Below are 13,467 nucleotides of genomic sequence, written 5' to 3'. Positions count from 1 at the left end.
TTCACTTCTTTATGCAAATACATTCAGAGGATCCGCCACTCGATCCTGCGGTTCTTCTGCCGGTTTTCCTGGGAGTCATTTGGGGCAACGGGATGCGTTTCGCCATAGCCTTTGGAAGTGATCCTTTCGGCAACTACGCCCGACTCATGCAGATATTCCTGAACAGAGAGCGCCCTTCTCCTTGATAATTCCATATTTTCCGTGTCGGAGCCCACATCGTCGGTGTGCCCGGAAATCTCGATCTTCACTGCTTTATTCTTATTTAAGAAATCAACCATTCGTCCAAGTTCCACCTTAGACTTCTCGTCCAGACTGAATTCTCCCGTTTTGAAAAATATATTGTTGAGCACTTCCGCGCGGTCTTTTTCAATGGCTTCCAAAGGAATGTCCAGGTTCACGAATGACGCGGAATCATTCACTGTAAATGACAAACTTTTAAACAAATAACCTGTTTTGGATACATAGAAAGCATATTCACCGCCGCTGTTCAGCACGGCAAGGAAAGAGCCCGTTTGCCCGTCGGATGCAAATTCACCGACTTTTTGTTGTGTTTTAAGATCAAATAAATCGATTGCGGAGGCCAGCGGCGTGTTTGTTTTTTTGTCAAAAACCTTCCCCTTTGCATAGCGCGTCGGGACGATCAAATCTTTAACCTGCTGGGGCAAATTGAATGTGTAAAGCAGCGAGCGGCCTTTTCCTTCCGAAGCATCGTCGGTGTAATAAGCCTTCTGCCCGTCGGAAGCGATAAAAAGTCCAACCTGATCGGCGACGGTGTTGATGGGATAACCAATGTTTTTCGGCTGCGACCAGATCGTGTCCATGCGCTGCGAGATGAAAATGTCGAATCCGCCCATGCCCGGCAATCCATTGGACGCGTAAAATAATGTTCTGCCGTTGGCGTGAATGAATGGTGCATTCTCTTCGTCGGGCGTGTTAATGTGCGCACCCAGGTTTTTAGGCGCTGCCCATTTTCCTTTTTCGTCAAGCCGCGTAACCCAAATGTCGCGCTTGCCCTGGCCGCCCCGGCGATCGGAAGCAAAGTAAAGCAAATGGCCGTCAGCCGATAACGACGGCTGCGATTCCCAGTCCCGCGTGTTAATTTCCTGGCCCAGATTCACCGGCGCGCTCCAATCTTTTCCTTCCTTTCTTGTAATGTACAGATCGCAGCTTCCATAGCCGTCGGGCCGGTTGCAGGCTGTGAAAACCAATGTGCGACCGTCGGCAGAGACGCTGCAAGTTCCCTCGTTATTGGTCGTATTAATGGATGCAGAAATCTCCTCCGGCACGTCCCAGCCCTTCGTCGTGCGATGCGTGGTGTAAATGTTTTCGTCACGCTGCTCGGTGAGGCCGGTGAAGATCAATGTCTCATCATCCGCCGTCAGAACGGGAAAATATTGGGTGTTGAGAAAATTAATGGTGTCGCCTAATGAGCGTTTTTGAATGCTAAGCGGGTTTTTGATCGCTTCGCGGGCAAATTTTGAAGAGGCAATCGATTTCTCCGCCAATCTGCCTAAGCTCGATTTGGCAGGAAACAATGGCAAAGCTCTTTCAAAATAAGCCTGAGCTGAATCATATTTTTCCGCCTCGAAATAATTCCGCCCGATCCATTGCAGCGCCGCCGCAGATTGCGGCACAGCGGGCCTCAGTTGAATGGCTTTTGTATAATATTTCTTGGTAAGATCGGGATTGCGTTGCAGTTCGTAAATCTGCGCAAGCCGCAGATTGGTGTCGTAGCTGTTGGGTTCCTGTTCAAGGACTTTTTCAAAAAGCTCAATGGCTTCCGGCAGTTTCCTTGCCTGCCACGCCTGCTGTGCTTTGTCGTAAATTTCCCTGGCCTTTCTGGACAATGTTGCGTCCTGGGCGGAAGCGGATTTTGAAAAAACCAAACAGATAAAAAGCAAAAAAATAGCAGCGCGGCGCATTATGGAATGTTCATGTACTTGTGAGTTTGTAACGACATTTTCCATTTGGGATTGTCTTTGATATAGTCAATGATCAAAGGCAGCATCACCTCGTGCTTACTCCATTCGGGCTGCATGAGCAATGTACAATCATCGGAAACGAGCGCGGCGTGCAATTCAGCAAACTCAAAATCACTCTTATTATAAATGATGGCTTTGAGCTCATTGGCATTTTTATAAATGTCTGGATGCGGCGTTTTGAATTTTTTAGGAGAAAAACACACCCAATCCCAACGTCCCGTAAACGGATAGACCCCGGAAGTTTCAATGTTGGTTTTGAAGCCTGCATCTTTAAGTTGGCCCGTCAGTTCATCCAGATTATACATTAAAGGCTCGCCTCCGGTGATCACCGCCAGACGCCCGGGATATTGCAAAGCGCCTTCCACAATCTTATTAATGTCAAATTTTGGATGCAGGTCCGCATTCCAGGATTCTTTTACGTCGCACCAGTGGCAGCCCACTTCGCAGCCGCCTAGGCGGATAAAGTAAGCGGCGCGCCCGCTGTGCTGGCCTTCTCCCTGTAAAGTATAAAAAGCTTCCATAACCGGAAGCTTTGTGGTTTGAATTGGTAAAGTCTCGGTAAACATTTTGCAAAGATACGAAAATCAAATCAGGCGTTTCCAATAAATCATTATCAGCATCGCATTGTTATATAACAGCTTTATTATACGTTTGTTACGCACCTCAATGGAATTACAAACCTCTATGAAAAAAGCTTTACTATTAAGTGTAATCTTCTCACTATGCCGCGTTTTTTCGCCCTCATTTGCAGAGAAAATCCAGATTGTCAATTTTAGCTCGCTGCCTGAGGATTTGCAGCTTTATCCGCGGAATGCAAATAATGAGGCGGACGTTACGATCGCTGGAAATGTTGAAGCTGCTGGTTACGCCTATGTTTCCGTCGTGACGTCACGCAACGGAGCGCGGACCAGCTACCATAAAAATGCATTGAAATACACAGCCGAAGTTGGCGCTTTCAGCATTGCCACAACAATTAAATCGGAACTGGCAGAATATTCATTTGCCGTGTATGCTTGCAAATCCGCCACGGATTCAACATTGATCGTTACGCGCAATAATGTCGTTGCCGGTGATCTTTACCTGATTTATGGCCAGTCCAATGCAGTTGCGTGGGAAGTGGATTATCCATATCGCAATGAATTTTGTCGCACATTCGGGTCCGCGCCCAAGGGAACCGGCTTCGGACTTGCCAATGCACTGAGCCCGCGCGTTGGTATTTTTGGGATTGAATTTCAGCGTCGCGTCGCCGAAAAGTATGGCATTCCAACCTGCGTGATCAACGGCGCACTTGCTGGCGCTTCGCTGGCGCAACTCATCGAGCGAAATCCTGATAATCACGAAGATCCTGCCAAATTTTATGGTGTTTTATTGAATTATGTAAACCAATCGGGCCTTATGCCTGCATTGAAAGGCATTTTTTACTGGCAAGGCGAAAATGAAGCTGCGTCGAATGATCCGTTGGTGTGGGCGCCGCGCTTTGAACAGATGGTCAACAATTGGAAAGAAGATTATCCGAAGGTTGAAAAAATATACGTTTTCCAGCTTCCGCTTTTCGGTGGAGGCGCTTATGACGACCGGATTGGTCAGTTTCGGGAGGATCAGCGGCTTTTGGGAGAGAAATATCCCATTATTCAGCCTTATGCAGCCCTCGGAGCGCCGGGCTGGAATGGTTTCCATTATGGTTTGGAAGGATATCTCAAATTAGGACAGGACCTGGCCGATATGGCGGGATTTTATCACTATGGAAAAAAAGAAAAAATCACTTCTCCCAGCTTGAAAAAGGCTTTTTACTCAAAAAAGGATTCAACGGAAATCACCATGGTTTTTGAGGATTATCAGAAAATGGTTTATCCCAATGACACATTGAATACGAACATTGAGGGCAGCCAGGAACCGTCGTCCATTTACTCGGTGAAAGACTTTTTTTACTTAAATGCGGAATGGCAAAAGCTAAAATCAGGCAGGGCAGAGGCTAACAAAATCATTGTCGAGAAGAAAGCCGCCGGACCTGATTCTCTGATCAAATATTTACCTTCAAAATATCACTATGCCGGATTATTATCGGCGCCGTGGGTTTACATCGGGCCGTTTTTGCGGAATGATAAAGGATTTCGTGCATTTGCTTTTCATCATAACAAGATTTATCCATTCCCAAATCTGGGAACGCTGACGCTGACCGCCAGGGATGAAGTGGGCAATGTTGTCTTGAGCTGGAATGAGCTGCCTGGCGCAACGGGTTACATTTTGGAAAGATCCGGCGGACCGGATTCATTAGGCGCTCACGAAATTCTGCATTTGCCTTTGCAAGCAACTTATTCTGATCCATCCGCGAAGCAAGGCGTTGAATATATTTACTCGATCCGGGCGGTTACAGAGCATGCGGAGTCGGGAATAACGAGCATTCGTTACAAGAAATTGAGTGCGGACGTGCTGGGCATTGAGCCACTTGCCTCATCCAATTTTGATGTTTTTCCAAATCCATCCGCAGGGGAGGTCAATGTTGTCTCGGCCCAGGGCAAAATAGGGATGGTGGAAGTGTTTTCGAGTTCGGGCGTGAAGTTGAAAGAGGCACTTTATGACCAGCAGCATTGGGCTGTTCTGAATCTGGCTGGCATTTCCAGCGGTTTTTACCTGATCAAGATCCATACGGGGAGCGGCTCGGTGGTTAAGCGGGTGGCGATCCGGTAAGTTGAATCATTGAATTGCGCTTTCTTGGCGGGATGTTGGAATGCTGGTTTTTGCCTGATAGTTGATTTAATGGCATATTTACAGCATGGACATTATACCAATTCATCAGCAAGAAGTTATTTGTGCACTCGCTACGCCCTCGGGTGTGGGCGCCATTGCCGTCATCCGGGTTTCCGGGCTGGGCGCTATTTCCATGGTAAAATCCATTTTTAAAGGAAAAAATCTGGAAGAAGCCGATAGCCACACCGTGCATTTCGGAACGATCCAGCACAATGGCGAAATCATCGACGAAGTGCTGGTAACCGTTTTCAAAACACCCAAATCTTTCACTAAAGAAGATTCCATAGAAATTTCCTGTCACGGTTCCGACTACATTATAAGGCAAATACTTAAACTCCTCATCACAAAAGGAGCCAGAATCGCCAAGCCAGGAGAATTTACTCAACGCGCATTTCTGAACGGCCAATTCGACTTGGTACAAGCCGAAGCCGTAGCCGACCTCATCGCCGCAGACTCTCAGGCCAGTCACAAAACAGCATTGAACCAGCTAAGAGGTGGTTTTTCCAAAAAACTCGCGTCCTTACGAACCGAACTCATCCATTTTGCATCTTTAATAGAACTTGAACTCGATTTCGGCGAAGAAGACGTAGAATTCGCCCAGCGCGACGACCTGCGCCGCCTGATCGAAGCGCTTCTAAGCACCATCGCCCCGCTCATCGATTCATTCGATTTTGGCAATGCATTAAAAGAAGGCGTCCCCGTGGCCATCATAGGCTCGCCTAACGTTGGGAAATCTACATTGCTGAATGCATTATTGAATGAGGAAAAAGCCATTGTCACCAGCATAGCAGGCACAACGCGTGATGTGATTGAAGATACGATTGTGCTGGAAGGTTTGAAGTTCCGCTTCATTGACACTGCAGGGATTCGTGAAACCAGTGATCTGGTAGAATCCATCGGGATTGAAAGGTCCAAGAATGCAATGGAGAAAGCGGATATTGTGATTTTCCTTTTTGATAGTTTGGAGACGTTAAGGGAGAATCAGCAGCTGGGGGCAATGCTTCCGGCTGGGAAGCAGGTTTTGTATGTGCTTAATAAGATTGATATTGGAGAAATATCTGCTCAAAATTTAACCCTGTTCCAAGAAGATGTTATTTCTATATCAGCAAAGTCGCAAGCTGGTCTTTCTACATTAACCAATAAACTGGTTTCCATGGTTTACGGGCAATCGGCTAGCGATACTGTTGTGACCAATTTAAGGCATTATGAGCATTTGGTGAAGACGCATGATGCCTTGCAGGATGTTTTGAATGGGTTGGAGACGGGGGTGACGGGGGATTTTTTAGCGCAGGATATTCGGTTGTCTTTGTTTCATTTGGGGGAGATTACCGGGAGTATTGTTACGGATGATTTGTTGGAAAACATCTTTTCCCGCTTTTGCATTGGCAAGTAAATGATTTTGAATACTAAATGTACATGGAGGAGCAGGATATTCGTTGGAAACTACGCTTTGAGAATTATAAAAAAGCACTTAAAAAATTAGGTGAAGCCGTATATCTGGATACGCAACGGGCGCTAAGCGAGCTCGAAAGGCAGGGAATTATACTGGCCTTTAAATTTACACATGAACTGGCCTGGAAGGTGATGCAAGACTTTTTTATTTACCAAGGCAACTCGGAAGTAAAGGGTTCGAGGGATGCAATCCGCCAGGCATTTAGTGTTGATCTGATCACGGACGGCGATAACTGGATGAAAATGATCAAGAGCAGGAATCTTACCAGCCACACTTACAACGAAGAAATATCAGAACAGATTTATAAAAATATCGTCCGTGATTTTTATCCACTTTTTGTCGCATTTCAAGAAAAGATGGAGTCGATAATAGCCAAAGAAAAATAATGTACGGACTATATTCCGTTTGATAAAGCTGAGAAGTCAGCGCTGTTTGACCTGAAAGTGCACTGGGAGGGTTTTTGAACGAATGCAGAAAAATTTTTAGAATGTTGGGGACTGTCATTTGGCAGTCCTTTTTTATTGAGTTGACTGCTGGCCCGATTATGAAAAATGCCTATCGTCGACGATAAAAAGAGCCAGATGATGATCTGCGGTAAGAACCAGAAGATGAGCGTTGGGACGAATTAGATGATGACTTCTTGTAAGTCTTTATTGAAGACTTGCGTGATGACCCACTGTTAGAACTTGATGCTCCTTTCTTTATATATGTTTTATTGCCTTTGATTAATATAATACCTGCCACCTCGCGGGCCAGTGTGGATAGTGGCGCCCCTGCTGGAAGTAGAACCATAAGGTTTGGATGATGATTCGGAGCCGTAAGTACTTCCTGAGATTCGGTTTGGTTCGCTGGTAGAAGCAAATGTGTATCGGGCATATTGACTTAAATAGGCTTTTCTGCTAATTCGTTTTCTGCTAATCAACTTTGTTGTATGAGGCACGCCGACTGTCCAAACAAGTCTTGATTTATGGACAACGATCATCACGTTTTCAAGTTTTTTCCGCGGCTTGGCAACAATCATTATAGTATCACCTGGCTCAATTTCTCCTAACTGTTCCGCCCCGATTCCCTGTTCGCCGTAAACCGGCATTGTCTCAACTGTCTCAAGGTTATACTGCGTCATTGAGCAGCCCAATGAAAGGAACGTCAACAGGAGTAGATATTTTTTCACTTTAAAGAGGAGAAGATTGAGATTGTTAATTTAAAAGTCTGCGCTTTTGGCAAATACTGTTTTGCCAAAATGTCAATGATTAATAGTTATTAAGCGGTAATCGCACCCCGAAACTTTCGGTTTTCTATGCCAATTTTTGTTTAGACATCTTTGAAAATGAATCGTGTAAAAATTACGGTGGCAGTCAGCGAGTGTCTTGGTGAAAGTTTTCTAGGAGGGAGTTACTAAATCTACAAAGACCTCGTACGGCACTTTTCGCCTACCTTCCAACTTGAACCGCCGAGGATTCCTCGGTAGTTGCACCGCCAGATTTATGCAAAACTCACCAATGAGGCATAAAACACAAATTCTTTACTTTTAAGGGTAAGCACAAATGTAGTATCGAGGCATCCCCTTATCCTCCAAATGAAAAAACTTCCAATCCAACATTCGCGGCGGGAATTTATAACTTCCGTCTCTGGGGCAGGCGCTGCGATGATGATCACGCCATTTTTGGCGCTGGCAGCGGATAAACCTGATACGAAAGTGGCTAAGATCGTGGCTGAAACAATGGGGATCGACACGCACAATCACATTGATGTTCCGTTCGCAGCTGCCGAAGTTCCTGGGCCGGATGTTGACCTCGCCGGTGAGATGAAACGTTCTGGGCTATCCGCTATCTGTATGACATTTTCCGTCGACCGCCCCGAACTGCGTAATCCCGGTGATGGCTATGAGCGCTTCAAAAACGGACTGGCTTCAATGGACAAAATCCTTGAAAAGAATGGCTTAAAGCGCGCATTGAACATGCATGATGTTCGCGATGCGTATAAAAAGCACCAGCCTGCCATAATTCAGTCTGTTGCGGGTGGCCACTTTTTGGAAGGGAAAATAGAGCGTCTGCAAGAGGCTTACAGCCATGGTTTACGGCATCTCGGCCTGCTACATGACAATGATGCGATTGTTCCCTTGGGTGACGTTTCTACTAATCCAGTACGCTGGGACGGGCTGACTGCCTTCGGTGCTGATGTGATCCGGGAATGTAATCGGCTAGGCATTCTGATCGATTGGCACCTGCCAACCAGCGGAGGTTGGCTGCTACGCTCAAACTGGCAGCCCGTCCAGTTATAATATCTCACACGGGATTGAATACTCAGCTGGGACAAGACCCGGAGATGGCTAAAAGAATGCTCACGCGACTGATCAGCAAAGAACAAGCCAAAATGGTTGCTGATGCGGGAGGCATTGTCGGCGTATGGACGCATCTGGCCGTTACGCCCCTGGAATATGCTCAGAACATAAGGGCAATGGTGGATGTGATTGGGATTGACCATGTCTGCATTGGAACGGATACTAAAATGACGCCGACATACCGACAGCCGAGCGCGCAGAATAACGCTGGTGCCAACCAAAAAACTGAAAGAGTAGGGAGCGTACCAACCTGGCCCGGAACGACCAGAAATTCGGGTTTTACTATGCAGTTGTTGATGCCATGCTAAAAACCGACTCTAAATCGGCAAAATAGGCGGGAGCAACTTCCTTCGAGTCTTTGCTTAGAAACCACGCCGATATCCAGTAATCAATTAAAGGCTTTTCGGAATGCAAGAGGTGATTGTTCGGTTTTGGATTTGAACAACTTACTGAAAGATTGGGAATGCTCGAATCCGAGCTGATATGCGATCTCACTCACAGATAAGTTTGTTGTAGAAAGCTGCTGTTTGGCCTTTTCGACGAGTTTTTCATGAATATGTTGCTGCGTGGTCAGGCCGGTGAGGGTTTTGAGCAAGCCACTCAAATAATCAGGCGACACATTAAGCTGCTTGGCAAGATAGCCAACCGCGGGCAATCCGTTTTGCGTTGCATTTGCGTCATCAAAATACTTGACGAGCTCCGCATTCAGGCGATCCAGTATTTCGTGATTGGTTTTCCTGCGCGTCATGAACTGGCGCTGGTAAAAGCGCTCGGAATAATTCAGCAGTGATTCCAATTGAGTAATGATAATGTCGTGGCTGAATCTATCCATGTTATTATGATATTCCTGGCTGATGTTTCCGACAATTTGATTTAATGTAACCTCTTCTTTGTCAGAAAGAAACAGCGCCTCATTCACGGCATAATCAAAAAAACCATATTGATTTATTTTCTTGGCGAGTGGAGTATTCCAAAGCAGATCCGGATGGAAAAGAAGCAACCAGCCAGATTGCTCCGGGCTGGCGTATTTTTGCGGATCAAAACCGCTGATCTGCCCTGGCGACATGAAGCTGAGCACGCCTTCGTCAAAGTCGTAAGCCTGCTGACCGTATTTAAATTTAACGGGCGACTTAAAACCTTTTTTGAGAGAAATGTTATAAAAGCCCTGAACCACATTTCCCGGAATTCCGTCGGGAACATGCTCGAATGGTTCGATTTTGATGACGCTGATCAATGGGTGCTCAGGTGCAGGCGCACCCAGTAATTTGTGAAAATCACTGATTGTCTTGATCTGATATAGCTGACCTTTTTCCATCATGCAACCCGGCTATTGGTTTGATAAATTTTATAAGCCCGTTCCACGGCCTGTCTGTAAGTGAGCGGCGCGCGCGGCAAAAGTTTTCGGATGGCTGCTGGATCCCCGACCAGATCTGCGCCTAAACCATCCAGCGCTCCTTTGATAGAACCTTTGGGCGATTTGGCAATAAATTCAATCAGCGGAGCTGCGAACCGTAACAATGCCAGCGGAATGTGCACCTTTCTTGGATGGCGATGGCCCGTTGCGTCGGCAGCCGCATCAATCAACTGATCAGCCGTTAATATATCGTCACAACCCACTTCATAGCATTGTCCGTAAGCTTTTGGCTCATTCATTACACCGATCAAATTGTAAGTCAGGTCGTCAATCGCAATGCTGCGAAACTTGTTGCGCCCATCACCGATGACAAAAGCGGTGCGTTTTTGCGCATTAGTCAGCACCATATTGAATCCTTGTCCGCCAATTCCCACAATCATGCCCGGCTGAATCACGGTCACATTCAAACCACTATTTAGTAAATATTGTTGCGTTTTCCATCGTCCGCTCGTCCAGGCGTCCTTTGAATCTGCCGAAATTCCCATAGAGGTGACGTAGATCAGGCGCTGGACGTGGTGCATTTTGCAACCTTCGACTATGTTTTTCAGGCCGTTCATTTCAATGTCCATGAAGCCAAGATTCGCCGTGTCCTTGTGCTGCGGCGCCAGTGTGTGGATTGAAATGTAAATCGCATCCATTGAAGCAATCGCTTGCTCCACAGACCGAGAATCGGAAAGATCGCCCTTCATAATTTCACAGCCAAGTTCTGCCAATTCCTTCACCTTATCCGGGTTGCGGGCGAGGCAGCGCACTGTATAATTCTCTTTTAACAATTGGCGTGTCAAATGTCCGCCAACAAATCCCGATGCACCAATGACCAATATCCTTTTCATAATTCATTTATTTACAGAAGCAAAGCTCCGCATAACGCTTGTCAAGAATGTGACCGAATCAGGTTTTGTTGTAGCCGAAACTGGTCAGTTCATCCATTGTCCAGCAGCATATTCACAGCAAGCTCATTGAAAAAGCAAAGGAAGTATTAGCATTCAGTGATTTGACAATGCGAGAAATTGCTCATCACGTAGGTTTCGAACATCCGCAGGCATTCAGCAAATTGTTTAAATTAAAGACGAATTTTTCACCGCTCGAATTTTGTGCGAGCTTAAATTAGAAGTGGATTTTTGTTAAATGATCAGTTATCAGTTCATTTTTGAGCCTAAAACCTGAAAATCCGGGTGGCCTGCTTGCCACAAACAGAAAGCATACATATTAGCGTAGTTGCGGAATGAGACCGTTTTGTCTTCGGTAAAATGGCCATTGTCATAGTTGACCTGCATGAGGACTGGCTTGCCGGACGAACTGGAATTTTGCAACGCTGCAGCGAATTTTCCGGGTTGCCAGGCAATCACCCGAGGGTCATTCATGCCAGCAACATTGATGACCGCGGGGTATTTCTCACCATCCTTCACATGATGAAAGGAGTCCATTTCATACAATGCCATGCTCTCGGTAGAATCTTTTACGGTGCCAAGCTCGGGCAGGTTTCCGGGGCCATTAGGCGTAAGTTCGAACCGGAGCGGATTACTGATGCCTACATTGTTGATGGCTGCTGCAAAGAGGTCGGGGCGCTCGGTGATGGCCCGGCCAATCAGGATACCGCCCGCAGACGTCCCCATTCCGATTAGCTTTTCCTTGGAGGTGTATCCATTTTTTACCAGGTAGTCGCCACTGGCGATGAAGTCTTTCCAGGTATTTGGTTTGGTCGTTTTGAAACCGGCTTTGTGCCAGGCAAGGCCTTTTTCAGCGCCTCCCCTGGGATGGGTCATTGCAATTAATACGCCTTTGTTCATCAAGGCGAGATACTGCCGGCTGAAAAAGGGCGTTGCCGAAATTCCGTAAGCCCCATAACCATGCATGAGGCATATCGCGCTCCCATCTTTTCTAAGATCTTTTCGGTAAACCAGTGATAAGGGCACCATCACCCCATCGTGGCTGGGGATTTCTATTTCTTCCACCACCAAATCGGCGACGCCGGGATAATTCATCTGTACGTGGAAAGCGTTAACTTCTAATTTTTTGGTCTGGGGATCAAAGTCATAAAAGGTGCCTGGGTTATTCCATGACGTGCCGAAAATATTTACTTCATTGCTTTTGGAAGCTTCATAACTTTCCAGCCGCATGGTGCCTTTAATGGGCATTGGAATGGTGCTCCAAACTTTGTGTTTGGGATCATAGTATTGGATCGTTTGATTAATGCCGTCACTCAGGTTGACAAACAGATAGTCCCTGGTCGCTAAAATTTGTGTGATGTTCAGCTTGCTTTCGGCGACTACAATAGTCGCGGTTGACAGGTTTGGATTGTTTGCATCCGTTACAATGATCTGCCCGTTCGGAGCGCTTTTAAGGCTATTCATGAACAGCTGGTCGCCGATTTTGACAAAACTCTGAATGCTATCCAAGGGGGCGAGCAAACGCTTCCAGGGGATAGCGGGTTTGTTCAGGTCTGCCGGTGCGGCTACCCAAACGTCGTTTCGCCAGTCGACGGAGCCGAGGTGTCCGTATAATTGGGTATGATCTTCGGAGTAAAATACATCCGGGATTTGCTCGGGCTTGATTTTCAGATCCGGGTATTTGGTCCGCGAAAATATTTCACGATCTGTCTTACCCGAATCGCCAAGCTTATGAAGTCGGCACTTGGTATCAATGGCGGCTTTGGGATCATTGGGGTCGGAAGAATTATCAGGTGTGTAAACGAAACCACTTGCATCCGGCAGCCATACAACATAGCCTCCAAACACAGAAGAAATTTGGCCGGGGCCGAAGGTCTTGGTCGCAACGTCCAACGTCCGCAAAGTAGAATATTCGCCCCCGCCTTCTTGGAGACCGATGACCATTTTTTTGCCGTCCGGACTGGGTGTAAATGCCGAAATCGAGTAGGTTTTACCTTTCTCAAATGCCTCCGGATCAAAAATCAAGCGTTCACTTCCTGATTTGCCTTCCCGAACATAAATTTTGCCCACTTTTTCTGACGGAAGGGTCTTTCGGTAAAAATACAGATTGCCCCGTTTGATAATTTCGCCGTACCGGACTGCAAGCAGCTTATCGTATTCGGTAAAGGTTTCAATCAATTGATTACGTCCGGGAATCTGATCAAGCACTACGTTGGAATAATCGCCCTGGGATTTGAACCACGACACTGTTTCGGGTTTAGTCATGTCTTCAAGCCAGCGATAATTATCGGTGACTTTTTTGCCAAAATAGGTGTCAATGACTGGTCGCTTGGGGCTGGCAGGAAGGGCGGGATTGACCTGATCAGATTGAGCGAAGCAAAAAGTGGTTGGTAACAAGCCGAGTAACAATAATACAAGTTGTTTCATAACAGGATGTTTTGACTTTCTTGTAAAGCTATATTTTCAACACGCTGAAAAATAGCGTATTACTACTTGTTTTCCATTTAGAGAATGTAGTTTTTTCAGCTTAACATAGTAATCTGTAAAGGGTCTTGAATGACCGATATAGATTCGACCAAAAAAAAATTCGCCTTTTTCTGCGGTTTTTAACTTAGGTGAAAAACGGGCGGTTAATTCTG

The 13,467-nt window shown here is 46.3% G+C and carries 11 protein-coding genes and 1 pseudogene; 6 read left to right on the top strand and 6 right to left on the bottom strand.

The features are described 5' to 3' along the window. Nucleotides 1-23: 23 nt before the first annotated feature. Both LZG73_RS12745 and LZG73_RS12740 read right to left on the bottom strand, forming a co-directional pair. Nucleotides 24-1,922: an OmpA family protein gene (locus LZG73_RS12745; RefSeq protein ID WP_233849857.1), complete on the bottom strand. Its 1,899-nt coding sequence runs from the start codon at nucleotides 1,920-1,922 to the stop codon at nucleotides 24-26. Then, nucleotides 1,922-2,503, bottom strand: coding sequence for a 7-carboxy-7-deazaguanine synthase QueE (locus LZG73_RS12740; protein WP_233849848.1), 582 nt, complete (start codon nucleotides 2,501-2,503; stop codon nucleotides 1,922-1,924). The genes LZG73_RS12745 and LZG73_RS12740 overlap by 1 nt, the downstream gene beginning before the upstream one ends. A 163-nt stretch (nucleotides 2,504-2,666) precedes the next feature. Here LZG73_RS12740 and LZG73_RS12735 point away from each other — a divergent pair, with 163 nt between their 5' ends. The 3 genes from LZG73_RS12735 to LZG73_RS12725 all read left to right on the top strand — a co-directional run bounded on the left by LZG73_RS12735 (nucleotide 2,667) and on the right by LZG73_RS12725 (nucleotide 6,569). Further along, nucleotides 2,667-4,670, top strand: coding sequence for a T9SS type A sorting domain-containing protein (locus LZG73_RS12735; RefSeq protein WP_233849839.1), 2,004 nt, complete (start codon nucleotides 2,667-2,669; stop codon nucleotides 4,668-4,670). 85 nt (nucleotides 4,671-4,755) lie between these two features. Next, nucleotides 4,756-6,123, top strand: a complete 1,368-nt coding sequence (gene mnmE, locus LZG73_RS12730; protein WP_233849837.1) for a tRNA uridine-5-carboxymethylaminomethyl(34) synthesis GTPase MnmE — start codon at nucleotides 4,756-4,758, stop codon at nucleotides 6,121-6,123. A gap of 23 nt (nucleotides 6,124-6,146) precedes the next feature. Continuing rightward, nucleotides 6,147-6,569: a nucleotidyltransferase substrate binding protein gene (locus LZG73_RS12725; RefSeq protein ID WP_233849835.1), complete on the top strand. Its 423-nt coding sequence runs from the start codon at nucleotides 6,147-6,149 to the stop codon at nucleotides 6,567-6,569. Between the two features lie 326 nt (nucleotides 6,570-6,895). On the opposite strand, the gene LZG73_RS12720 is transcribed toward LZG73_RS12725, so the two are convergent. Next, nucleotides 6,896-7,354 (bottom strand): hypothetical protein, encoded by a 459-nt coding sequence (locus tag LZG73_RS12720; protein WP_233849833.1) that lies wholly within the window; start codon nucleotides 7,352-7,354, stop codon nucleotides 6,896-6,898. Between the two features lie 405 nt (nucleotides 7,355-7,759). Between LZG73_RS12720 and LZG73_RS25505 the strand changes: the two genes are divergently transcribed. Together LZG73_RS25505 and LZG73_RS25500 are read left to right on the top strand one after the other, a co-directional pair. Next, nucleotides 7,760-8,464, top strand: a complete 705-nt coding sequence (locus tag LZG73_RS25505) for a membrane dipeptidase (RefSeq protein WP_255697058.1) — start codon at nucleotides 7,760-7,762, stop codon at nucleotides 8,462-8,464. Further along, nucleotides 8,401-8,832 (top strand): membrane dipeptidase, encoded by a 432-nt coding sequence (locus tag LZG73_RS25500; protein WP_310588430.1) that lies wholly within the window; start codon nucleotides 8,401-8,403, stop codon nucleotides 8,830-8,832. The genes LZG73_RS25505 and LZG73_RS25500 overlap by 64 nt, the downstream gene beginning before the upstream one ends. A gap of 80 nt (nucleotides 8,833-8,912) precedes the next feature. Here the strand turns inward: LZG73_RS25500 and LZG73_RS12710 are convergent, their stop codons facing one another. Both LZG73_RS12710 and LZG73_RS12705 read right to left on the bottom strand, forming a co-directional pair. Next, complete coding sequence (locus LZG73_RS12710) at nucleotides 8,913-9,842, bottom strand: helix-turn-helix transcriptional regulator (RefSeq protein WP_310588429.1); 930 nt, start codon at nucleotides 9,840-9,842, stop codon at nucleotides 8,913-8,915. Continuing rightward, nucleotides 9,839-10,771 (bottom strand): SDR family oxidoreductase, encoded by a 933-nt coding sequence (locus LZG73_RS12705; protein ID WP_233849831.1) that lies wholly within the window; start codon nucleotides 10,769-10,771, stop codon nucleotides 9,839-9,841. The genes LZG73_RS12710 and LZG73_RS12705 overlap by 4 nt, the downstream gene beginning before the upstream one ends. Before the next feature lie 98 nt (nucleotides 10,772-10,869). Between LZG73_RS12705 and LZG73_RS12700 the strand changes: the two are divergent. Beyond that, nucleotides 10,870-11,049: pseudogene (locus LZG73_RS12700) on the top strand (helix-turn-helix domain-containing protein); the annotation flags it as partial. Nucleotides 11,050-11,077: 28 nt separating this feature from the next. On the opposite strand, the gene LZG73_RS12695 reads toward LZG73_RS12700, so the two are convergent. Then, complete coding sequence (locus tag LZG73_RS12695) at nucleotides 11,078-13,255, bottom strand: prolyl oligopeptidase family serine peptidase (protein WP_233849829.1); 2,178 nt, start codon at nucleotides 13,253-13,255, stop codon at nucleotides 11,078-11,080. Nucleotides 13,256-13,467 lie beyond the last annotated feature (212 nt).

Origin of the sequence: Dyadobacter sp. CY326 (assembly GCF_021390515.1) — a bacterium.
Classification (GTDB): domain Bacteria; phylum Bacteroidota; class Bacteroidia; order Cytophagales; family Spirosomataceae; genus Dyadobacter.
The sequence above is the reverse complement of the archived record's forward strand: the minus strand, read 5'-3'. Positions and strand labels throughout refer to the sequence as shown.

Coding starts and splice junctions, on each gene's coding strand:
- LZG73_RS25505 (WP_255697058.1), top strand. CDS start 7,760: ATGAAAAAACTTCCAATCCAACATTCGCGGCGGGAATTTATAACTTCC.
- LZG73_RS12725 (WP_233849835.1), top strand. CDS start 6,147: ATGGAGGAGCAGGATATTCGTTGGAAACTACGCTTTGAGAATTATAAA.
- mnmE (WP_233849837.1), top strand. CDS start 4,756: ATGGACATTATACCAATTCATCAGCAAGAAGTTATTTGTGCACTCGCT.
- LZG73_RS12740 (WP_233849848.1), bottom strand. CDS start 2,503: ATGGAAGCTTTTTATACTTTACAGGGAGAAGGCCAGCACAGCGGGCGC.
- LZG73_RS12695 (WP_233849829.1), bottom strand. CDS start 13,255: ATGAAACAACTTGTATTATTGTTACTCGGCTTGTTACCAACCACTTTT.
- LZG73_RS12745 (WP_233849857.1), bottom strand. CDS start 1,922: ATGCGCCGCGCTGCTATTTTTTTGCTTTTTATCTGTTTGGTTTTTTCA.
- LZG73_RS12705 (WP_233849831.1), bottom strand. CDS start 10,771: ATGAAAAGGATATTGGTCATTGGTGCATCGGGATTTGTTGGCGGACAT.
- LZG73_RS12735 (WP_233849839.1), top strand. CDS start 2,667: ATGAAAAAAGCTTTACTATTAAGTGTAATCTTCTCACTATGCCGCGTT.
- LZG73_RS12710 (WP_310588429.1), bottom strand. CDS start 9,842: ATGATGGAAAAAGGTCAGCTATATCAGATCAAGACAATCAGTGATTTT.